Annotated in this window: 20 protein-coding genes and 1 pseudogene; 10 read left to right on the top strand and 11 right to left on the bottom strand. The window is 41.1% G+C overall.

Going from position 1 to position 22,454, the window contains the following annotated elements; translation table 11 throughout:
• The first annotated feature begins 126 nt into the window (after positions 1–126).
• From H6G75_RS30540 to H6G75_RS30530, 3 genes are all read left to right on the top strand, one after another.
• Positions 127–2,505 (top strand): response regulator, encoded by a 2,379-nt coding sequence (locus H6G75_RS30540; RefSeq protein ID WP_313934923.1) that lies wholly within the window; start codon positions 127–129, stop codon positions 2,503–2,505.
• A 308-nt stretch (positions 2,506–2,813) separates the two neighbouring features.
• Positions 2,814–3,041, top strand: coding sequence for a FeoA family protein (locus H6G75_RS30535; RefSeq protein WP_190983640.1), 228 nt, complete (start codon positions 2,814–2,816; stop codon positions 3,039–3,041).
• A 150-nt stretch (positions 3,042–3,191) separates the two neighbouring features.
• Positions 3,192–5,177 carry a ferrous iron transporter B gene (locus H6G75_RS30530; RefSeq protein WP_190983639.1) on the top strand — a complete coding sequence of 662 codons (1,986 nt, stop codon included), beginning with the start codon at positions 3,192–3,194 and terminating at the stop codon, positions 5,175–5,177.
• A gap of 59 nt (positions 5,178–5,236) precedes the next feature.
• Here the strand turns inward: H6G75_RS30530 and H6G75_RS33320 are convergent, their stop codons facing one another.
• Both H6G75_RS33320 and H6G75_RS30520 read right to left on the bottom strand, forming a co-directional pair.
• Positions 5,237–5,590, bottom strand: coding sequence for a hypothetical protein (locus tag H6G75_RS33320; protein ID WP_242051704.1), 354 nt, complete (start codon positions 5,588–5,590; stop codon positions 5,237–5,239).
• 281 nt (positions 5,591–5,871) lie between these two features.
• Positions 5,872–7,161, bottom strand: coding sequence for a dicarboxylate/amino acid:cation symporter (locus H6G75_RS30520; RefSeq protein WP_190983638.1), 1,290 nt, complete (start codon positions 7,159–7,161; stop codon positions 5,872–5,874).
• Positions 7,162–7,351: 190 nt separating this feature from the next.
• On the opposite strand from H6G75_RS30520, the gene H6G75_RS30515 reads away from it, so the two are divergent.
• Positions 7,352–9,982 carry a DNA polymerase III subunit alpha gene (locus tag H6G75_RS30515; protein WP_190983637.1) on the top strand — a complete coding sequence of 877 codons (2,631 nt, stop codon included), beginning with the start codon at positions 7,352–7,354 and terminating at the stop codon, positions 9,980–9,982.
• Between the two features lie 97 nt (positions 9,983–10,079).
• Here H6G75_RS30515 and rpsU (H6G75_RS30510) read toward each other — a convergent pair whose 3' ends face one another.
• The 4 genes from rpsU (H6G75_RS30510) to H6G75_RS30495 form a co-directional block, all read right to left on the bottom strand.
• Positions 10,080–10,277 (bottom strand): 30S ribosomal protein S21, encoded by a 198-nt coding sequence (gene rpsU / locus H6G75_RS30510; protein ID WP_062292816.1) that lies wholly within the window; start codon positions 10,275–10,277, stop codon positions 10,080–10,082.
• Positions 10,278–10,399: 122 nt separating this feature from the next.
• Entirely contained in the window at positions 10,400–10,726 is a 327-nt protein-coding gene (locus tag H6G75_RS30505; RefSeq protein ID WP_190983636.1) for an RNA-binding protein, read from the bottom strand.
• A 312-nt stretch (positions 10,727–11,038) separates the two neighbouring features.
• Positions 11,039–11,902 (bottom strand): 3'(2'),5'-bisphosphate nucleotidase CysQ, encoded by an 864-nt coding sequence (locus H6G75_RS30500; RefSeq protein WP_190983635.1) that lies wholly within the window; start codon positions 11,900–11,902, stop codon positions 11,039–11,041.
• Positions 11,899–12,798, bottom strand: a complete 900-nt coding sequence (locus H6G75_RS30495; RefSeq protein WP_190983634.1) for a sugar kinase — start codon at positions 12,796–12,798, stop codon at positions 11,899–11,901. Before H6G75_RS30495 ends, H6G75_RS30500 begins: the two co-directional genes overlap by 4 nt.
• Before the next feature lie 29 nt (positions 12,799–12,827).
• Here H6G75_RS30495 and rsmI point away from each other — a divergent pair, with 29 nt between their 5' ends.
• The 3 genes from rsmI to rpsU (H6G75_RS30480) all read left to right on the top strand — a co-directional run bounded on the left by rsmI (position 12,828) and on the right by rpsU (H6G75_RS30480) (position 14,727).
• Entirely contained in the window at positions 12,828–13,688 is an 861-nt protein-coding gene (gene rsmI / locus H6G75_RS30490; protein ID WP_190983633.1) for a 16S rRNA (cytidine(1402)-2'-O)-methyltransferase, read from the top strand.
• A gap of 286 nt (positions 13,689–13,974) precedes the next feature.
• On the top strand, positions 13,975–14,319 hold the full coding sequence (locus tag H6G75_RS30485; RefSeq protein WP_190983632.1) for a hypothetical protein: 345 nt from the start codon (positions 13,975–13,977) through the stop codon (positions 14,317–14,319).
• A gap of 228 nt (positions 14,320–14,547) precedes the next feature.
• Complete coding sequence (gene rpsU / locus H6G75_RS30480) at positions 14,548–14,727, top strand: 30S ribosomal protein S21 (RefSeq protein WP_008226419.1); 180 nt, start codon at positions 14,548–14,550, stop codon at positions 14,725–14,727.
• A gap of 208 nt (positions 14,728–14,935) precedes the next feature.
• Here the strand turns inward: rpsU (H6G75_RS30480) and pth are convergent, their stop codons facing one another.
• The 3 genes from pth to psbH form a co-directional block, all read right to left on the bottom strand.
• The gene (pth, locus tag H6G75_RS30475) at positions 14,936–15,574 is read right to left on the bottom strand and encodes an aminoacyl-tRNA hydrolase (RefSeq protein ID WP_190983631.1); all 639 of its coding nucleotides are present in this window, start codon (positions 15,572–15,574) and stop codon (positions 14,936–14,938) included.
• Positions 15,575–15,794: 220 nt separating this feature from the next.
• Positions 15,795–16,052, bottom strand: coding sequence for a TatA/E family twin arginine-targeting protein translocase (locus H6G75_RS30470; RefSeq protein WP_190983641.1), 258 nt, complete (start codon positions 16,050–16,052; stop codon positions 15,795–15,797).
• Between the two features lie 190 nt (positions 16,053–16,242).
• On the bottom strand, positions 16,243–16,446 hold the full coding sequence (gene psbH / locus H6G75_RS30465; RefSeq protein ID WP_062292793.1) for a photosystem II reaction center phosphoprotein PsbH: 204 nt from the start codon (positions 16,444–16,446) through the stop codon (positions 16,243–16,245).
• Between the two features lie 85 nt (positions 16,447–16,531).
• Here psbH and psbN point away from each other — a divergent pair, with 85 nt between their 5' ends.
• Positions 16,532–16,663 (top strand): photosystem II reaction center protein PsbN, encoded by a 132-nt coding sequence (gene psbN / locus H6G75_RS30460; RefSeq protein WP_083468730.1) that lies wholly within the window; start codon positions 16,532–16,534, stop codon positions 16,661–16,663.
• Positions 16,664–16,862: 199 nt separating this feature from the next.
• Here psbN and H6G75_RS30455 read toward each other — a convergent pair whose 3' ends face one another.
• Entirely contained in the window at positions 16,863–20,045 is a 3,183-nt protein-coding gene (locus tag H6G75_RS30455) for an alpha-mannosidase (protein ID WP_190983630.1), read from the bottom strand.
• Positions 20,046–20,151: 106 nt separating this feature from the next.
• Between H6G75_RS30455 and H6G75_RS30450 the strand changes: the two genes are divergently transcribed.
• Positions 20,152–21,654 (top strand): hypothetical protein, encoded by a 1,503-nt coding sequence (locus H6G75_RS30450; protein ID WP_190983629.1) that lies wholly within the window; start codon positions 20,152–20,154, stop codon positions 21,652–21,654.
• A 46-nt stretch (positions 21,655–21,700) separates the two neighbouring features.
• Positions 21,701–21,997, top strand: coding sequence for a hypothetical protein (locus tag H6G75_RS30445; RefSeq protein ID WP_190983628.1), 297 nt, complete (start codon positions 21,701–21,703; stop codon positions 21,995–21,997).
• A gap of 337 nt (positions 21,998–22,334) precedes the next feature.
• Here H6G75_RS30445 and H6G75_RS30440 read toward each other — a convergent pair.
• Positions 22,335–22,454: pseudogene (locus H6G75_RS30440) on the bottom strand (IS630 family transposase); the annotation flags it as partial.

Genomic DNA, 22,454 nt, shown 5'->3' with positions numbered 1-22,454 from the left:
TGATTGTTATATGCGTTAATTACTTTCTGACGCAGATCACAGGAGTAAGGTTTCATTTCACAATTACTTAGACGTTAATATACTCCATTATCCCATAGTGTATTTTACTCAAGCAGGAACCGCTATATTAACCCATTCCGCCAAGGACATGTCACCGTCAAACCCGATATCCATGATGGCAGTATTGATCCTTGCCATGTTGAGCTACTGGCAAATTTACAAGTCCGAGCTAATCTAGTTGTACCGATTTTGCAAGATGACCAGTTGTGGGGAATGTTGATTGTGCATCAGTGTCAAGCACCACGCCAGTGGCAGCCATTAGAAATTAATTTGCTGCAAGAACTAGCAACGCATCTAGGTATTGCACTGCGACAAGCGGAGTTATATCAGCAAGCACAATATGAATTAGCAGAGCGCCGACGAGCCGAAGGATTATTACAACAGACTAATGAATCTTTAGAGCGAAGAGTTGCCGAGCGGACTGTGGAATTAGAAACTGTTAACACCCAATTGCAACAGGAACTATTAGAGCGACAGCGCACCCAAAAGATTTTAGAAGAACAGGCACAACTATTAGACCTTGCCCATGACACCATTATGACTCGCTCGATTGATGACAGGATTACCTACTGGAACAAAGGAGCAGAGGTAATGTATGGCTGGAGTGCAACTGAGGTATATGAGCAGATATCCCATGAACTGCTGCAAACTCAATTTCCCAAACCTTTAGTTGAAATACAGGCAGAATTGTTGCATCAAGGTTACTGGGAAGGAGAACTAGTGCATTTGCGGCGTGATGGCACACCTATAATTGTTGCTAGTCGCTGGGTATTACAGCGAAATCACCAGGGTAATCCCATCAAAATATTAGAAATCAATAATGATATTACCGAGCGTAAACGTGCCGAAGAACAGATGCGTCGCAGCAATGAGCGCATCAGTTTAGCCAATGCAGAATTGGCTAGAGCATCTCGCCTGAAAGATGAATTTTTGGCAAACATGAGCCATGAGTTACGCACTCCCTTGAACTCGATTTTGGGAATGTCGGAATTACTTTTGGATGAAATATTTGGCAGCTTAAGCGATCGACAACGCCAGTTTTTACAAATAGTAGAACAGAGTGGTAAACACTTACTGGAGTTGATCAATGATATTTTAGACCTCTCCAAAATCGAGTCAGGCAAAATGGAGCTGAAACTAGCTTCTACCTCTATTCAACCCCTTTGTGAATCTAGTCTCAATTTTGTCAAGCAACAGGCTCGACACAAACAAATTCAACTCACCTGCAACATTGATGAAGCGGTTCCGGAAATAGAAGCAGATGCACGCCACTTACTTCAGGTATTGGTCAACTTGCTGGCAAATGCAGTGAAATTCACCCCTGAAGGTGGTAGAGTCAGGTTGGAAGTAAGAATGAATTGGTCAGAACAAACCGTAGAATTTCGGGTGATTGATACCGGAATTGGTATTGCTACGGCAGATATGAATAAGCTGTTTCAGCCATTCGTGCAGTTAGACAGTTCTTTATCACGGCAATACTCAGGTACAGGACTAGGGTTAGCCTTGGTACGGCGCATTGTTGATCTGCACGGTGGGAGCATCCAAGTTAACAGTCAGCTAGGTCAAGGAAGTTGTTTTAGTTTCATATTACCTTGGCATCCATTCCAAAATCAGGATGAATTACCTTTGGTGTCAGAAACAGCCCTACAAGATATTCCGATGCAGCAAGCCTTAATCGTCGAAGATTCCAGTGCAGCTGCTAGTCAGATTAAGCACTACCTAGCGGAAATGGGAGCAACCAGCGTCATTCACCCAGTGGGAGAAGGCGCATTGCAAGTCGCCTTGCGAGTCAAACCCGATTTGATTGTGCTAGATATATTACTTCCTGATTGTTCAGGATGGGATGTACTAGCCCAGTTAAAAGAGCATTCCCAAACAAAGCATATACCAGTGATTGTAATTTCCGTAGTGGATCAGCGATCGCGCAGTTTGGAACTAGGATGTGCCGAACATATTTTAAAACCACTCTCCCGACAAAAGTTTTATCAGGCATTAAGCCAAATTTTTGCCAATGTGCAACAGCCAAGCTTACAAACTGCCTTCGTCATTGCCGCTATAGAGTCATCACAAAAACCTCAAATTTTATTGGCAGAAGACAATGAAGCCAATATCACTACAACTATGAGCTACTTGGAAGCACAAAATTTTCAGGTTATTCTGGCTCGTAATGGAAGAGAAGCTGTACATATGGCAAAACAGCATTTGCCCAACCTGATTTTAATGGATATTCAAATGCCAGAGATAGACGGATTAGAAGCCACTCGTCAAATCCGTGCTGATGTCCAAACTCATGAGATTCCGATTATTGCCATGACAGCTTTAGCCATGCCCGGTGATGAAGAACGGTGCCTAGATGCAGGCGCAACAGCATATTTAAGCAAGCCTGTAAGATTGAAAGCTTTATTAGAACTGATTTCTGAGTGTCTGACGCAGACCAATAATTAAAACTCTCTCCTCAGACCTTCTTAATAATTGATAGGTAATAGCAACAGACCTGCAAGAGCAATGAATCTAAACAAGCAAAATCCGGCTATTAACTTATAGTCCATATAGTCGATATTGTAGGCGTTGAGCATATTCTTGTTCATGGTTTAACGGAGGAACACGAAATCTCATTCAGCCTTTTAAGAAAAAATTTAGATTATTTACCACAATAATTCCCTAAATTAATAATTATTCTCAATAAAGTTAAAATTATTATTTAGTTAATTAACAATATAGTATTGTAGTTGAACAAAGGAAGACATGAAGGTATGAAACTGTCAGTGGTGAAACCTGGACAAACTGTCACCATTGCTGCAATTAGCACTAATGAGCCTGGATTAGAGCGACGACTAGAAGCAATGGGTTTCAAAGTTGGGCAACAGGTAAAAGTCCTCCGCAAAGCTTGGTTGAACGGCCCACTACATTTACGTGTGGGATTAACTACAGAAGTGGCAATGCGAAACCACGAAGCCGAGGGAATTTTTGTGCAAGTGTGAAGTCTGAAAACAAAGATTGTGTGTAGAGATTCGGTGTAGAGGAGAAAGGGTTTTAGATACATACACCCTTATACCCCTACACTCTTTCACCCTTACTAAAACACTTGATTTTTCGTTTTTATGCGTTGAATATTGACCACGAGGTACTAAATGGCACACTGTCATAATTCAGGTTCAGGAATTAACACACTACCTCAACCTGGGGTGCAAAGAATTGCGGTTTTAGGAATGCCAAATGTTGGCAAATCTACTTTATTTAATCGAATTACGGGGGCAGGTGCATTTGTTGGTAACTGGCCTGGTGTGACAGTTGATTTATTCAAAGCAGAAGTAGAGGTAAATGGGCAAAAAGTTGAGTTGGTTGATTTACCGGGAATTTATGACTTAGAAGGCTATTCGGAAGATGAACGGGTAGTGCAGCAATTCTTTGCTACTTGTCCAGTCAACTTAGTGCTGGTAATTCTGAATGCGGCACAAATCGATCGCCAAATTCGTTTACCCTTACAAGTAAAAGCCTTGGGAATGCCTGCTGTTGTAATTCTCAATATGGCAGATGAAGCCAAGCATTTTGGCATCAAAATCGATGAACACAAACTAGCCCAAAAGCTAGGAATGCCTGTAGTTTTGGTCAGTGCTAAGTATGGTCATGGATATACTCAGGCGCTACGTCAAATTAGTCAGCAATTAGGACAACAGCAACCACCCATCTCTCCCGCCGAACTCAAACAACAAATTCAAGCCCACCGCCAAATTCTAGAGTCACAAATTCAAGAGACTTTAGCAAATACGGTGGAAATGCCCTCACGCTTACTGAAAAACCTAACAGAAAAGTTAGATGCTGTATTGTTGCATCCAGTTTTCGGTTTGCCCTTATTTTTTCTGTCCATTTACTTGATGTTTGAGTTTGTCTGGGTAGTAGGGTTGCCATTACAAGATGTGGCTGATGCTATTACAGCTTGGTTGCAGGAGGTAGCAATTGTTCCCTTGACGGCTAATTTGCCAGAACTGTGGCGGGGTTTTTTAGTTGATGGAATTTATGGCGGGTTAGCGACAGTCGCATCATTTGTTCCCTTGGTGGTGACATTTTTCTTCATGATGGCGATTGTAGAAGATAGCGGTTACTTCTCCAGAGCCGCCTATATGATGGATGCGTTGATGTATCACTTTGGGTTAGATGGTCGCAGCTTTGTCTTGCTAATTATGGGGTTTGGCTGTAACATACCTGCGGTTATGGGAACCAGGGTGATGCGATCGCGGGCTTTACGCTTACTCACCATTTTGATTATTCCCTTTGCCTTATGTTCCGCAAGGTTAACGGTATTTGTCTTTATTATTGATGCTTTATTTGACCGTGCTTGGGGGCCGTTAGTATTGTTCTCGCTGTACCTGTTTAGCTTTGTTGTCGCCTTACTAACCGGGTTACTGATGAAAGGACAGTTTCAAAACCAAGAACCCTTTGTCATTGAACTACCTCCTTACCGCTTCCCCACCATCAAGCAAGTATTACTGAGAGGTTGGGGTGAATTAAAACACTTTTTACAACGCGCCACAGGATTTATTACAGCCGGGGTAGCTGGTGTTTGGCTGTTGAGTAATTTACCGCACAATACAGCTAACTCGATGATTTTCATCCCGTTGTTAATTGGGATGGTGACAGGCTGGAATGCTGTCAAAGCATTTTTGCAGCGTGCTGGTGGCTGGATAGCAGTGAGTGTTTTAGTGATTTGGTTGTTGAATAATTTACCAGGAGGACAAGATACAAGTTACGCGACGCGCATTGGTGAATTTTTCTCACCTATCTTAAAAGTGGCTGGTATTCCCCAAGAATTAACCATTGCTTTGCTATTTGGTTTTATTGCCAAAGAAATTTTAGTAGGTTCTTTAGCCAGCATTTATCATTTGCCAGATCCTAACGCTGTACAAGCAACTTTAGCGCAGACAATTACACCAATTCAAGCTTATAGTTTCATGTTGTTTTGTCTGCTGTATACACCTTGTTTAGCAACGGTGGCGACTATTAAGAGTGAGTCTAAAAGTATTAAGTTTACCTTATTAACGCTTGCTTACGGGTTAGGATTAGCCTGGGTCGTGAGTACCCTATTTTATCAAGGCGCAAAGTTATTCGGGCTGAGTTAAGTAGCCTAAATATGTGACTTTGGATGTGTCAGTCGCCACTCCCATTGATTGTATGAGCGTCAGCAACGTCTGTCACGTTCCAAGTCATAAATCACTTTTTCGAGATACCAATTGTCAGACTGTCCTTGATGCAATTGTCTCTGACGTTTGAGTAACCGCTTGGCTGTTGCTGTGTCGCCACGAAGCATCTGTATTAATTTGTGTTGTAATTCTCTGTTTTTGGGGTCATTGAGATATGAGCGAGAGTAATTTTGTTTTCCCCTTGACTGTTGCTGCGGTTGCTTTGGAACCCGAAAACCGATCGGTGTTCTTGGTCGAAAGAGATTTCCTAGTAAATAAAACAGATGTTGTATTTGATAAATTAGTTCTATTACTAACCGCAGCAGATAAAGTATTTGTGCTAGAAAATCCATAGATTGAGTTGGTGATGCGACTCAATCCACCATGTGAGATTTTCCCACACTTAAGCATCAGAATTTTCGCGCATTTGTTTTTAAATTTACAAATTTAATTCATAGTTATACTGAGAAGTATTTAGTTTTGGCGATCGCACAAATAAAGCCGTCTATCAAGTTTGACAAACGGCTTTATTCATCAGAATTTAAGTCAAAATTATCAATTTCTTCTTTAAAAGCGGCATCTACTATATTAAAAGGAGAGAGGTTCTGCCTATTTGTCGAACTTCCTTAGAAAATTACTCCTCCTCCTCATAACGTGGCTTTTTCCCATCCAACACCGCACTCACCGTCATATCGCCCATCACATTAATCGCTGTGCGACAACGGTCTAAAAACCAGTCAACTGTCACCAACAACGCGATATACTCTGTTGGCAAGCGCACGGAAGTAAATACCAACGTCATTGTTACTAACCCCGCATTGGGAATACCAGCAGCCCCCACCGATGCAAAAATCGATGTCAGCACTACAATTAACTGCTGTCCCAAATTTAAATGCTGTCCAATAACTTGGGAAATATACAATGCAGACATCGCTTCATAAAGGGCAGTCCCATCATTATTAAAGTTTGCCCCGACAAGCGCCCCTAAAGATGCCGATGATTCCCTTAAACCAACTTTAGTTTGCAAAACCTCCCAAGTAATGGGCATTGTTACAGTAGAAGAAGAAGTCGAGAACGCCGTGATAAAAGCATCCGAACCACCAACCAAAAATCGCCACGGGTTTACCCAAGAATTAAACTTAACCCTGGTGAGATAGTAGCAAGCTTGCAACACCAAGGCGACCAACACCGCCACAATAAAAGCTGCTAAAGAAACAAATGGGGCAAAACCTTTTTCTGCCACGGTTTTAGCCACAATACCAAACACAGCAAAGGGAACTAAGGCAATTACCCAATTGAGGATGCGAATTACCGCCTCAAACAAAATTCCAATCACATCTTCAATGGGTTGAAATCCGGTTTTACCTTGGGCGATTTGTTCTGATTTTAAACCCCGCAGCACAATCCCAAAACACAGGGCAACCACAATTAACTGAATTACATTATTACTCACTAATGGCGCAAGCACGGCTTCGGGTACAGCGTCTTTGAGTAACCCCCAAGGATCAAGATTTGCAGCTTCTATTGTTGTTGCTGGCTTGGGTAAACTTCCCCAAGTTCCTGGACGCAGGACATTAGCCACAAACAACCCAACTAAAATCGCTACAGTGGTATTAGTAAACAGTAATAACGCTAACCGTCGTCCGGCGGTACCAGGAATAGTCGCCGTCATAAAAGTATGCAGCACTGCTACCAAAATCAGTGGCGTAGCTAAAGCGCGGAGTGCCTTGAGTACCAGTTCTGCCGGAATTGCCAAATTAGTGATTAAAGCTGCATTGCTAGGGCTAGGGCTTCCCGCACCCAAAGCAATTCCCACAATCACAGCCAGCACTAAGGCTATTACAATTTGTAACGTCAGAGGAATACGCCGCCACCAAGGACGGGAAGCATTATCGGGCGGATTTTGACTCTCTGTTTGACTCATTGGTACAGCTAAATAACGGAACAAAAGTAACTATTACAACAACAACTGCGGAAGTGGAATTTACTTAAACAGGATAATCTAATCAATCTAGGGAGTAGAAAAGAGGCAGGGGGCAGGGGGCAGGGAGCAAGGGAGAATAACAAATGACCAATGACAAATGACTATTGACCATTGACTATTAATAAATATTATGTCTTTCGTACCTTTACATATTCATAGTGACTATAGTTTGCTGGATGGGGCGAGTCAGTTACCTGATTTAATTGACCGTGCCATAGAATTGGGGATAAAGGCGATCGCAGTTACAGATCATGGTGTGATGTATGGTGCTGTGGAATTGCTGAAAATTTGCCGCAGCAAAAATGTTAAGCCAATTATTGGCAACGAAATGTATATCATTAACGGCGACATTGAAAAACAAGAACGTCGTCCCAAATATCATCAAGTTGTTTTAGCCAAAAATAATCAAGGATATAAACATTTAGTTAAATTAACTACAATTTCTCACCTCAAAGGTGTACAAGGTAAAGGTATTTTTTCTCGCCCCTGTATTAATAAAGATTTACTCAAACAATATCACGAAGGTTTGATTGTCACTAGCGCATGTTTAGGTGGCGAAATTCCCCAAGCAATTCTCAGTAATAGACCAGATGCAGCCCGTAAAGTTGCCCAATGGTATAAAGATGTATTTGGTGATGATTTTTATTTAGAAATTCAAGACCACGGCTCCCCAGAAGACCGCATTGTTAACGTCGAAATTATCAAAATTGCGCGGGAATTAAACATCAAATTTGTCGCAACGAACGACTCCCATTTTATTTCTTGTTTTGATGTCGAAGCCCACGATGCTTTACTTTGTATTCAAACCGGTAAACTAATTATTGAAGATAACCGGATGCGTTATAGCGGCACAGAATATCTCAAATCTGCTGATGAAATGAGAATGCTATTCCGCGACCATTTACCCGAAGATGTAATTGAGGAAGCAATAGCTACTACAGAAGAAGTCGCCGAGAAAGTCGAACCTTATAATATTATGGGTGAGCCTCGCATCCCCAACTACCCAATTCCTTCTGGTCACACTGCTGATACTTATGTTGAAGAAGTTGCTTGGCAAGGCTTACTAGATAGATTAAACCGAAAAACCCGCGCGGAAGTTGAGCCAGTCTATAAAGAAAGATTGGAATATGAACTGAAAATGCTCCAGCAAATGGGTTTTTCTACATACTTTTTAGTTGTGTGGGACTATATCAAATTTGCGAGAGATAATAATATTCCAGTTGGCCCAGGTAGGGGATCGGCGGCGGGGTCTTTAGTAGCCTACACAATGGGTATTACTAACATTGACCCCGTACATCATGGCTTACTATTTGAGCGTTTCTTGAATCCAGAACGGAAATCAATGCCTGATATTGATACCGATTTTTGTATTGAACAACGGGATCAAGTTATTGATTATGTTACTCAAAAATATGGCACAGATAGAGTTGCTCAAATTATTACATTTAACCGCTTAACTTCTAAAGCTGTATTGAAAGATGTCGCCAGGGTGTTGAATATTCCCTATGGGGAAGCTGACAAAATGGCGAAGTTAATTCCTGTGGTACGGGGAAAACCAACTAAACTCAAGGTGATGATTTCTGATGACACTCCCGAACCAGAATTTAAGGAAAAATATGATAACGACCCGAAGGTGCGCCATTGGGTTGATATGGCGATGCGAATTGAAGGAACTAACAAAACCTTCGGTGTTCACGCGGCTGGGGTGGTAATTTCTGCTGACCCCCTTGATGAAATTGTGCCGTTACAAAAAAATAATGACGGGTCAGTAATTACCCAATATTTCATGGAAGATTTAGAATCAATGGGTCTATTAAAAATGGACTTTTTAGGTTTAAGAAACCTGACAATGATTCAAAAAACCATTGATTTAATTGAGCAGCATAAAGGTTATAGAGTTGACCCTTATGAAATTACTAATCAAGAAAGAAAGGCACAAAAGATTTTAGCCAAGGGTGAACATAAAACCCTACCTAAAGATGTGCAGAAAACTTATGAACTGCTAGAATCTGGAGAATTAGAAGGTATATTCCAATTAGAATCATCGGGGATGAAGCAGATAGTCCGTGATTTGAAGCCTTCTAATATTGAAGATATTTCTTCTATCTTGGCATTATACAGACCAGGCCCTTTAGATGCGGGGTTAATTCCTAAGTTTATTAACCGCAAACATGGACGGGAAAATATTGACTATGAAAGCCAGATTTTAGAACCAATTTTAAATGAAACCTACGGCATTATGGTTTATCAAGAGCAAATCATGAAAATTGCTCAAGATATGGCTGGTTATTCTTTAGGACAAGCCGACTTGCTGCGTCGCGCGATGGGTAAGAAGAAAGTTTCCGAAATGCAGAAGCAGCAGGAAAAATTTATTGATGGTTCGACAAAAAACGGTGTGAAAAAGCAAGTAGCCGAAAAGCTATTTGATGATATGCTGAAGTTCGCTGAATATTGCCTCAGCTATGACACAGAAGTGTTAACAGTGGAATATGGCTTTGTCCCTATCGGCGAAATTGTGGAAAAACAATTGGAATGTAGCGTGTTTAGCGTTGATAGCCACGGTCATGTCTATACGCAAGCGATCGCCCAATGGCATAATCGAGGACAACAAGAATTATTCGAGTATACTTTAGAAGATGGTTCTGTAATTCGCGCCACCAAAGACCACAAATTTATGACTACCGATGGTCAGATGTTACCTATTGATGAAATTTTTGAGAGCGAACTCGATTTACTACAAGTTAAAGCTTTACCAATTTGACATGCTCCCCACCCTTTAAGGGTGGGGATTTTAGGTTTAAATAGTAATAGCAAACCTAATGGCTGATGCCCCAACCATACTAATATTTTTAGCTATGTTACTTGAAGCGCCGTGCGCCGTTGCTGCGATTTTGTTTGTGTCTTGCAACTGCTTTCCGCTTTTGTTTTTCTAGCGGTGTCTCAAAGTGACGCTTCTTTCTCATGTCTTGGAAAATTCCAGCTTTAGAAACTTCCCGTTTAAATCTTCGCAAAGCTGAATCAATACCCTCATTCTCCCCCAAGACTACTTGCGTCATTCTCAATCCTCCTTATTTGGATGAATAGCAAAATCTAGAGAAAAAATAAAATACTCCAGCAGAATTGAGCCTTTGGCTTTATCTGCTGGAGACTCTAGATGCTAAATTTTTATTTCAAAAGTTTAGTAGCGACCACCACGACCGCCGCCACCGCCGCGGTTGTTACCCCAGCCACCACCGCCACCACCACGGGAAGGACTTCTTTCTTCACGAGGTTTAGCTTTGTTAACTCTCAGGTCACGACCCATCCATTCAGCACCATCTAGTGCTTCAATGGCTGCGGTTTCTTGTGATTCACTTTCCATTTCCACAAAGGCAAAACCGCGAGGACGGCCAGTTTCACGGTCAGTTGGTAACTGAACGCGACTTACTTTTCCGTATTCGCTAAATGCTAGTCTCAAGTCTTCCTCAGTGACTTGATAGGAAAGGTTTCCGATGTAAATTGACATATAATGTCTCCGAATTCAGGGAGTGTAGAGAGTTAAATTCGGAGAGACGCTTTTTAAAAATCAAAACGAGTTACTCAACCGAAAATAATCCTTATATGCCAAAGTATAGCACAAGCTCCCAATAATCAAAGTTATCAAGTATTCAAAAAACTTTGTATTCTGTAATAGTTACAGAATAATTTTTGGGTATTTGTACCTAAAAAATGCCTGAAAATTATGTTTATAGACATTAATTAGATTAACTATTAAACATAATTATAAATTATACTGTTAATTCAGACAAACTAACTTTAGCTATATACATATATAGTTCTACACTTTCTTAATACCGTCGAACTCAGATAATATCCTTTGAGCTTCCTGACACAAAAGTTGGTGAGAGTTACTATTACTGGCAAGTAAGCCTCCCCATTGATTAATATCGCCAGTGTGATATTGTAAAAGACTGCCATCAAAGTGAGTAAAGTTACCGCCTGCTTCAGTTAGAATTAGCTCTGGTGCGGCAATATCCCAATCTTTAGGCGCAGATTTACCAGAAAGAGAAATATAGATGTCTGCATTTTGTTCGAGAATGGTAGCAATTTTACAACCCACACTGCCGACAGCTTTTTGATTTTGACAAGGCAAATTTTGTAATAAATACTCTAGTCTTTCATTGCGATGAGAACGACTGACAACTAAGGTTAAATCTTCCACGGGTTTTGTTGGTGAAAGTTTTATAGCTACAGTGGCGTTGGGAGTTTCTTTAAAGGTTCCACCGTCTTTAGTGGCGTAGTAAATAGTTTCGGCTTCTGGTACAGCGACAACAGATAAAATCGGACGATGTTCTTGAATTAACGCAATGTGAATGGCATAATCTCCAGTTTTATCGATAAAATCTCTTGTGCCATCTAAAGGATCAATTAGCCATACTAACTGAGAGTTTTGTAGCTGGAGTTGTGATTTATAGGTTTCTTCGCTAATGTAAGCAAAATCTTGATCACCAAAAGCGTCTTGTAATCTCTGCACAATATATTGACTAACGGTAACATCTGCAATTGTCACAGGTTCGCTTTGTTTGTACTGCACCTGTAAATCAGGGTCTTTAACTGTGCCGTGATAATAAGAGTGGAGAATATCTGCTGCTTTCCAGCCTACATCACGAGTGATCGCTAATATATCTTCTAAATCTGTCATTTTTTCACTTCCATCCAGCGACGTGTGCCAAAAAATTTACAGGAATTAGCGGCGATAGATGCGGCTTGTGCTAAAGCATCGGGGAAATTTTCACTTAATATATAGTGGCAGAAAGCGCCATGAAAAATATCACCAGCCCCCAAGGTATCAACTGCGATAATTCGCGGTACGGTTATAGTAGCACTTTGATTCTGACTTAGATATGTAATTGGTTGATCACCGTGGGTAATGGCAATGTGGGGAATGCCAAAACTGCTGAGATAATCAAAAACCTGTTGTTCTGTCTCACAGCCAGGAGGATAGAAGTTTGCCGAACAAATGGCATAATCGACAAAGGGTAAGATTTTCTCAAAGCCAGATTTCCAGCTACCACCATCAATGACTACTGGGATATGATGAGCTTTTGCAGTTTGCGCGATCGCTTTTCCTACTTCTATCTGGTGTCCATCAATTAATACAATATTGATATCTGCCAAAATATTATCTGGGATAGATGTGTTGCTGGCTTGAGTCTTTACAGCATTAATCGAAATGATTGCCCGTTCACCTGTGGCTTGGGTGACAATAATTGAAGAGACGGGTGGTGGTGTGGGTTTGTTGGGGTCGAGGTCGGCGATCGCTACTTTATAATTTTCTAAGTCACTATAAATGAGTTGCGTCATGGGGTGAGAACCAACCACACCCAAGATATTTGCATAATTTCCTAAATGGGCAAAAGTTACAGCCGCATTCGTAGCCGGGCCGCCTGCTGCTACAGTATAGTCAGTAGCTACCAACTTTTGATTATTTTGTGGAGCAGCATCAGCCAGATAAATCAAATCTAAGGTGACTAAACCGACAAATAATCCCCGATGTGATTTTAAATTTTGGATTTTGGATTTTAGATTAGTCACCATATTTGTTTAATACAAATGACGAATAACAAATGACAAATGACCAACCCCAACCAGGAACACTTTACGTTGTTGGCACACCCATTGGCAACTTAGAAGATATTACCTTTCGGGCGGTGCGAATTTTACAGACTGTGGATTTAATTGCGGCGGAAGACACACGCCACACAGGAAAATTACTCCAACATTTTCAAGTTAAAACACCCCAAATCAGTTATCACGAACATAATCGCAATAGCCGCATCCCGGAGATTTTAGAGCATTTAAATCATGGTAAAGCGATCGCCTTAGTTAGTGATGCAGGTATGCCAGGAATTTCTGATCCTGGCTATGAATTAATTAAAGCTTGTATTGACGCAGGAATTAAAGTAGTACCAATTCCCGGTGCGAGTGCAGCCATTACCGCTTTAAGTGCTGCGGGTTTACCGACAGATAAGTTTGCCTTTGAAGGTTTTTTACCACCGAAAGCCCAACAACGACGGGAATATTTAGAAACCTTGCAGACAGAATCTCGCACCTTAATTTTCTACGAATCGCCCCATCGTTTAACAGATACTTTGCAAGACTTAGCAGAAGTTTTTGGAGACGAACGCCAAATTGTGCTGGCGCGAGAATTAACTAAATTGTACGAAGAATTTTGGCGCGGGACAATTGCCGATGCGATCGCTCATTATCAACAACGAGAACCCCAAGGTGAATACACTTTACTTGTTGCAGGAACACCAGCCACTCAGCTTTTATTAAATGAGACACAACTCAAAGCAGAATTACAGCAGTTAATTAGTCAAGGAATCTCCCGTTCTCAAGCCAGCCGTCAATTAGCCAAATTTACCTCACTTTCCCGCCGCGAAGTTTATCAATTGGCTTTGTCTATTGTTGCAAATGCTGAGTAGTTATCTGCTTGGATTTTTGAAATTATCTGTGTAGGGAGTGGGGGATAAGGGAGATAAGGAAGAATATATCAATAATTGGACTACTTTCCCAGGCTTTGTTTGTATGGTTCCTGACTGGAAATCTGAGGGGTTTATTGTAAAGTCTAAGATGATATTCTACGTATATTTGCTGGATTATACATGAATTTTAGATAAATTTTTACATGAATCTATAGTTTTTTATTAATATGTCAAATATAATAAAGCCACACTAACTTTAGATTTAGCTTAGGCAAATCCAATAATTATGGGTAGGCTTTTTATCAAATTGATAGGCTTAATTTTATTATTTGTAGGATTATATTTCTTTGGTCAAAACATCATATTTGTTAGCGGATACTATTCATTTTTCTATCGGAGTGCGCCTGCTACTGGTTCAGTTCTCGCAATCATGGCTGGCATATTTTCACTAGTTTTCTTTCCTAGACAAACTGGTAGTTTTGGTTGGGTATTACTAGGGCTGGGAATCGTGCTAGTATTTTTAAGTGGTGGAGTTATTTTAAGACCGACTAGTTTATGGAGTTTTTGTGTGGCGTTTACAGCATTAGCCACCGGATATAAATTATTAAATCAGGGCAGAATTAACTTTTAAGCAGTATTAATGATGACATTTGCGCTACAAAACCTCTAGTTGGACTCTACATCAATCACTAACTTTTGTTACTAAGTCATATAATACTAATTTGTGATTATAAATAGTATTTTTCCTGCTGTACGCAGTGCGCTTGCCAAAACTAGTATGTTTGAAGGCAAGCTGGCGGTGTTTGGCTAAGTCGGAGGCTACTATTACAATGGGAATTATCCATAACGAGGAAACAGAATGACCCAAGTGGTTCTAGGCGAAAACGAAGGAATAGATTCAGCATTACGTCGGTTTAAGCGTCAAGTATCCAAGGCTGGTATACTTGCCGACGTAAAATATCATCGGCACTTTGAAACACCATTAGAAAAGCGCAAACGTAAAGCTGTAGCAGCCAGACGCAAGCGCCGTTTTAAATAAACATGTATGGTTTGGTACTGGCTTTGCTTAAAGAAGTCATTCTCAGTTAGCAACAGCACTTTGCCAGAGTACTCAGATGAGATTTAGCAAGATTTACCCATGCCTGACTAGGGCTTGGGTATATTGCTTTGTGTTGGGGAGTCGGGGTGTAAGGGGGGACAAGGTAGACAAGGGAGAAAAGGAAGGGAATGGAACGAATGACAAATGACTACTCATTATTAGCCACGTTACGGCTGTTACAACGATTCATGGCTTTTTCGACTCCTTGTTTTAGGCTCATTTCTACGCACTCGACAACAAATCCAAGTACAGCAGACATCAATTTAGTTTCGGTGGCAGAAAATTTTCCTAGTACGTGAGAGACTGTTTCGGAGTTATCGCTGTTAGCTGCATCTTTTGGCTTGCCGATACCGATGCGTAAACGTGGAAAGTTTTGGGTGCTAAGATGAGCGATCGCACTCTTCATTCCATTATGCCCACCCGCAGAACCAGAAAGACGTAAGCGGGTTTTTCCAAGGGGTAAATCCATATCATCATAAATGATTAATACAGACTCTGCTGGTAATTTATACCAACTTGTAACGGCTTGGATTGATTGTCCTGAGCGATTCATGTAAGTTAATGGCTTCAGCAAGCGGATTTTACTTCCAGCAAATGCTATACCTTCGCCATACTCCCCTTGAAACTTGCGATTTTCCGCTAAGGAAATTTGCCAAGCACGAGCGAGCGCATCAACAGCAGCGAAGCCAATATTATGGCGTGTTTGTTCATATTTCGGCTCTGGGTTCCCCAACCCCACAATCAGTTGAGGAATTACCAAAGCTGGTGGTGTTACAGCTTCTGTCATTTCACTTACAATCAATCGATTCGCAGAACTATGTTAAGGGATTAGAGGTTAGGGAATAGTACAAGAAGGCAAAAGTAAAAAGGCAAAAGTAAAAAGAAATAATGAATGTACCACAAGCCTTTTAGAAATTTCTTATGGTCTGTTTATTTACGCCGACCTGTACTAGTTTTTTACTCAGCACTCAGCACTCACACTTCGACTTCGCTCAGTGTACAGCACTCTAATTAGCAGTATCATGCTGTGGTTGAGCAGGTTCGATTTGTTTGGGTTCGATTTCAGCAGTGGTTTTCACAGCTTGTTCAATTTGTTCGGCTTCGCGTTTAAATTCGTTTTGAAATTCATTAGAAGCATCTTGGAAACCGCGAATTGCTTTCCCCAAGCTGCGGCCGATTTCTGGGAGTTTTTTGGGGCCAAAGATTAACAGTGCCACTATCATAATTAAAGCCATTTCTGGCAGACCGATACCAAATATATTCACGCGATCGCTCCTACCTATAAGTATACAGACAGACAAAATTAGGAAAGTGGGAAGTTAAAATCAAAACTTTCCCCATCAATTACTATGGTGACTTGTTTCAGACTCACCTTTCAAGTTTATAACTTACAAAAAAACCCGGACGAGCCGGGTGTAAGTTCGCTGAATACGCAAGCTTGATTGCGATGTTAAATTAGCCGCCTAAGCTGCGCCAATCAACCAACACATCCTGAATTGCGATGGATTTATTGTAAAGTTGCAGAATTATCAGCAAAAACACGAAAAACAGCCCCATAAATACAGCCATTACAGGGGTAGTTCCCCAGCCGGGAGCCACTTTACCATACTCAGAATTTAAAGGTCTCAGGATATCTCCCAACCTAGTCCGTTGTGCCATAGTTCACCTAAGATTAGTTGCCAAAGCTTTTTTTAATCTTCTGTAATATTCTATAAGAATAGCACTCATAATCAATCTATATTTTATGGAACCCGCAATAGTTCTTAGCATTTCTGTAGGCGCGATACTTGTAGCCGTTACTGCGTATGGAATTTATACCTCGTTTGGCCCTCCAAGCAAGGAGTTAGCAGATCCTTTTGATGACCACGAAGATTAGAAGGCAGTGGTTCGGCTACGCTCACCAACCGGGGGCAGGAGGTAGTGGTTCGGCTTCGCTCACCAACCAGAGGCAGGAGGCAGTGGTTTGGCTCCTTTCGGCTTCTCCTGACGGAGACGCTGCGCGAACGCTCAGGGCAAGTCGCTCACCAACCGGGGGCAGAAGGCTATCTAGCTATCTGCTTCTCCTATCTAAAAAGTTACTCTGGCTGTTGTATAACTTTGACGGTGGTAATTTTCCAAGGCTGTATTATAAGAAACTGCTGATTGCCAGAAAATTCAGTGATATCTTGGGAGCGTTCTAATAAATCCACTGTCTCTCCCAGACTTAGCCCTAAATCACTCTGTAAATACAACTCAGCTATTTCTCCTTGGGATTCGTAACATCGCAAAATCAACTCCTGGGGGTTGTCTTCTGTTGGTTTTAAGGCCATTAAGATTAAATTTTGAGAAGTTAGATTTAAGAAACTGATTCGGTCGGGAGTTGGAAGTGCTGTACACTGAGCGGACTTATACTGAGCGTAGTCGAAGTAGTCGAAGTGTGAGTGCTGAGTACAGAAGACTTGTAGGGGAATGTTGAGTTCATAGCCGCGTTGTACTGTCTGGGCTGATTCCCAAGTACCTGCGTGAGGATACAGGGCGTAGGTAAATTGGTGAAAGCCTCTATCGGCTTCTGGATCTGGCCAGTTGGGGCTGCGTAATAAAGATAGGCGTAGTTGATTTGCTTGGGCATCGTAGCCATATTTACAATCATTTAGCAAACTAACACCGTAAATACCGAGTTCTGATTCTCCGGTTAAATCAGCCCAACGCAAGGCGGGGACTTCCCATTTGGCTTTTTCTGCGGGGGTTTGGGGCTTGGTGGGGCGACGAATTACACCGCAAGGTATTTCATAGGTGGCGAAGTCTGCTTCAAGATTTAAAGGAAATGCAGCTTTAACGAAGACTTGATTTTCGTGCCAATTAACTGTGGTGGCAATTTTTAAGATGGGTGAACCTGCTTGTAAAATATAATCTTGACAAAATTCTGATTCGCCTAATTGACGCACTACACGCAAGCGATGTTGTATTGGCCCTTGTTCTAATATCTGAACTGATTTGAGACTGGTGGCTGGTAAGGGATGTTCTGCATAATTGGGGTCAATATTCCAAGCATCCCAATATTGACCGCTATCTTTAAAGGCTTGTAATTGATTTCCCGCACCATTTAAGACTTCGCGCTGATAAATTTTATCAAAAACGCTGGCTAAATCACCTGTGTCTGGGTCAATATATACCCGCAAGAATTGATTTTCGAGGACAAACTCAGGGATAAGAGATGATGAGTTGCTAGGAATTTGGGATGTGGGAACCAGCCAAAATAAACGATAACCAACGGGTGGGATATCAGTAGCTAAAAATAGTAATGTTGCTGGTTGAGTAAATTGCGAGATCAGTTGATTTCCGGCGACATCGTAGATTTGCCATTCTGGGTGAATTGGGGGTAAAGTAACTGCAACTACCTCAGAACGTTGCCAGTTAAGGGAATTAAATACAAATATTGGTAAACTGTTTGGTTCTGGTGGTTCTGGTAAAGTAAAGTGAGATGCGATCGCCTGCATCGACTCTGCTAATATTCTTGTCCCCACTTGTTCAACTTGCTGCCACTCTGGTAAAGCATCGGTATAAACTTGGGTAATGGAAGAACCAGGTAAAATATCGTGAAATTGGTTAAATAAAACTTGCTTCCAAGCTGCTTCTATCTCTGCTTTGGGATATGTTGCGCCACAGGTAATACTTGCTAAAGTTGCAAACAGTTCAGCTTGATAAAGTAAATTTTCACTTTGTCTATTCCACCGCTTTTGATCAGCGTGAGTAGTATAACAGCCGCGATGAAATTCTAGATAAAGTTCGTCATCCCAGGTAGGGAAGTCTGCTTGACTAATTTCTTGTAAATACTTTTCGGCGGTTGTAAATTCTAATTCTGGAAATACCGGGGAATTTTGCCAGCGTTGGGCAATTTCCAACATATCACGGGTAGGGCCGCCGCCGTGGTCGCCCACACCAGGAAGCCAGAGTGACTGATTTAAATTGGTTTGGTCTTGCCATTCCAGGGTATAGGCTGCCATTTTAACAGGGTCAATACCTTCGCCGATGGGTGCAGACATCAAACTAAATACTTGACTACCGTCAGGTGATCGCCACCAAAAAGCCCCATAATCAAATTTAGTAGTATCATTCCACCGCAATTTTTGGGTGACAAAATATTCCACACCTGCATTAGCAAAAAACTGCGGTAAAGTTGCACAAAAACCAAAGGTATCAGGAACCCAAACTATCGGCGAAATCTTACCAAATTTCTCTTGAAAATAACGCTGACCATACAATAACTGACGGACTATCGATTCACCACTAATCAAATTTAATTCTGGTTCCACCCAAGTCGCCCCCAGAATTTCCCACTTTCCAACCGCCACAGCTTCTTGAATGGCTGCAAATAAATCTGGGCGATGTTCTTCCACCCAAGCATAAAGGGCGGGTGTGGAATGACAAAAGATTAATTCAGGAAAATCTTTTTGTAATTTCAGCACCGACTCAAAAGTATTTTGGGTGGCGTTCCAAGTTTCGCTGACAGGCCACAGCCATGCTAAATCTAAATGAGCGTGACCAAGTAGAAAAATTTTAGATTTGAGATTGTGGATTTTAAATTCAAATAACTTTTGGCGTAAAAACAAAATATATTTGTCCCACTCTTCCCTCTCTTTCTCCGCGTCCTCTGCGCCTTGGCGGTTCGTTATCTTATCTATCTCCACCGCCAAACCATCCAACCGTTCCGGCGCAAACCTTTCCAAATATAACTGCATCACCGCCAACTCATCAGCGACAAAACCGGGGTCAGGATAATGATAATCTGTCGACTCGTAGATTAGGTGCGATCGCATCAAAGCCCCTTGATCATGTCCCGGACTGACCAAGCGCAAAGCTACAATAAACTCATCCCCAGCAGACACACTTTGACTCAGCAATACTCTGGGGGAAAAATCAAACAAATCTCCAGCTTGGACTAATTCTCCATTAACATAAACCTCCACCGCATCCGCCCACCAAATCAAAGCCAAGCGCAAAGATAACCCCGCCAAAGGATAACCCTGTAAATCTTGGGGAACAACAAGTTTCTGTACCAGCCATAAAACTTGTTTCCCGCCTTTCCAAGCAATATGTCCTTTAGCATTTAACTCTACAGGTTGCCAATCAGACAAATTAGATGTAACAACATCCGTAATACTCCAGTCACATTCTTGGTATAGCCAAGTAGACTGAAGATTAACTTGACAAAAAGAGCGTAATTGCTCAATAGTCTCTGAGATTAAATTTGTCTGTGATTGAGATACAGGAGGGGTCATATTTTCGCTAAGATGATGGCACTTACAACGATTTACTGTTGGTCGTTATCTATTTTTGCGTGGGAGTCTCACAACTAAACAAAACTTGAACTCATAAATTACTATCATGTCATCTGGTTCTTCTGGGCGTTATCAAAGCAGACTCTTTAACTTTGTCCACCAGCAATCTCGGCGGTTGACACAACGATGGGAACAAACCTTCAGACAAGTGCAAGTAGCAACTAAGTGGGGTGTAGAAGCATTACTTTACCCGTTGTATGTAGTATTGCAGTCAGCCGAGTCAAAGGTGAAAACGCTGTATAGCAGAGAACCACAATCTAGGCTCAAGTTAGCACCAAATGATCGCGATCGCCACGAAACTCCCCCAACTGCGGATACGCCTATTCAGGTTGTCTTAGAAGCAGTCCAAAAGCTTCCATCCGAGGAAACATCTGTCAACACATCACCAAGTTTTCACATCATAGGCGCTTGGTGGCGAAAACTGTTTCCACATAGTAAAACAAATAACCTTGCCCTCACCCAATCCTTAACGATTTCAGACAATTCCTCTAGCCATCTCACCCCATCTCAGCAAAAAGATGTGCTTCAGCGTTATTTACCCAAAGTCCAGGGAATTGCGACAACGCTGGAACAGCGCAACTTAGTACTGGTGACTACAAATAATGAAATTCTCGATATTTTAACACCGCAACAACAAACAAAAATCTTAGACAAAATTATTAGTGAAGTTGCGCGTTACTGGCATTATCAACAATTAGCATTACCAGAAGCACAGACAGATTTAATACCAGAAATTCATCGTCTCTTAGCCAAACTAACGGGTGAAAATCCTAGCAAAATTCCTGAATTGACAGCAGGTATATCACCTGAAATTCTCAATACTGGCAAAATCATGGAATTGCTGGATAAAGTGATAGCTAAATTAGAAACAAACACCTTAGTACCATTACAACAAAATAGTCAAGAGCTTATCCAAGTTACTCGCACAAAATTCAATATATTTCTCTACGGTCAAGATGAGTTTGCTGTACCAGGAAATGTTACCGTTTCATCTGATAGCTTGGAAACACAACCCCTGAATTTTCAAGCTTTAATTGAAGCTGCAATCAATTATTTTTTTGGTGTAGGCAAAGAGAAAAAACTTGATACTGCTAAGTCTCATAGACAGTCTTTACCTGCAAAAAGATATCAAACTCGGTCTAGAAAACGTAAGCTAACCAATCAAAACACAGCCGCAGAACCTTGGTTAAAGTGGGGGGATTTATTTGGTAATTCAGAATTAGTGTATGACAAAAACAACACGCCGCCACTTAACTCTAGCTTGTCAGTTACACAAACAAAACTTGACCGCACTAATAAAAAAGTATCAGAAAAACTAGCTAATATCCCGACAAATGAAAGTGATGCAGGAGAAATAATCCCCAATCAAAACTACAATCATCAAGTCGAAATTCAGCCAGACTGGATAGAAGTTAAAGCTAATTCCGTAGAGTATGAGCAGCACTTACTAGAGAAAATTTTAAAATGGCTCGATCGCACTATGCTGTGGTTAGAAGAAATCTTAGTAAAAGGTGTTAATTTATTACAAAGGCTATGGCGAGGTAAATAACCAATCAGCAAGCAGGATAAAACGTCACCAATAACCATTAACTATCGTGAAAGTTCTTGTTTACTGTAAATACTTTAATTTCAAAAATCCCCTAGACAAACCAAAAATTGAAACCTTTGTCGTGAATTTGCCGCAAATTCCCAAAGTGGGTGAAACAATTGTGGTTGAGAGAATTTCAACGCAAAAACAATTTGTAATTATTTTTGAGTATATTGTGACAGCCGTACAGTTAAATGCTTCTAAAGAATCTACTGATACAGCAGATGCTCAGGTAAATGCTTGTTTAAATCATTGCTGGGAAGGAACATCAAATTTTAAAATCACCAACTTTTTAGAAAAATAATATAGCAGAAGGCAGGAGGCAAAAGGCAGTGGTTCGGCTACTTCGACTGCGCTCAGTACAAGTTCGCTCACCAACCAGGCAGGAAGAAAAGTCTTACTATGCTTGGCGTTCAAGTTTTCAAATCGGTATAACATGTCTGACTACCGCTATATTTATCAGAAATGACCAATAGCAGTCCGATTTGATTTCTGAACTTACTTGTGAAGGTAGGGAACAGGGAATAGAAACTGTACTGAGTTTTTTTCAGAAATCAGTACACCCACAAAAGGCTTATTTCCTACTCCCCACTCCCTGACTACATTAGTAAATTCGGAAATCAAACCAGATTCATATAGGACTAGTATTTGATTTCTGAAAAAACTCCGTACATCTGAAGAGACATAAAATCAAAGGTAGTGTTTCGGATAAACCATTCAAACATCCACTTTAAATGAGAGAATGTTGGAATTAAAGCACA

Source organism: Nostoc sp. FACHB-280, assembly GCF_014697615.1.
In the GTDB taxonomy this organism is placed as follows: domain Bacteria; phylum Cyanobacteriota; class Cyanobacteriia; order Cyanobacteriales; family Nostocaceae; genus Nostoc_B.
The sequence above is the reverse complement of the archived record's forward strand: the minus strand, read 5'-3'. Positions and strand labels throughout refer to the sequence as shown.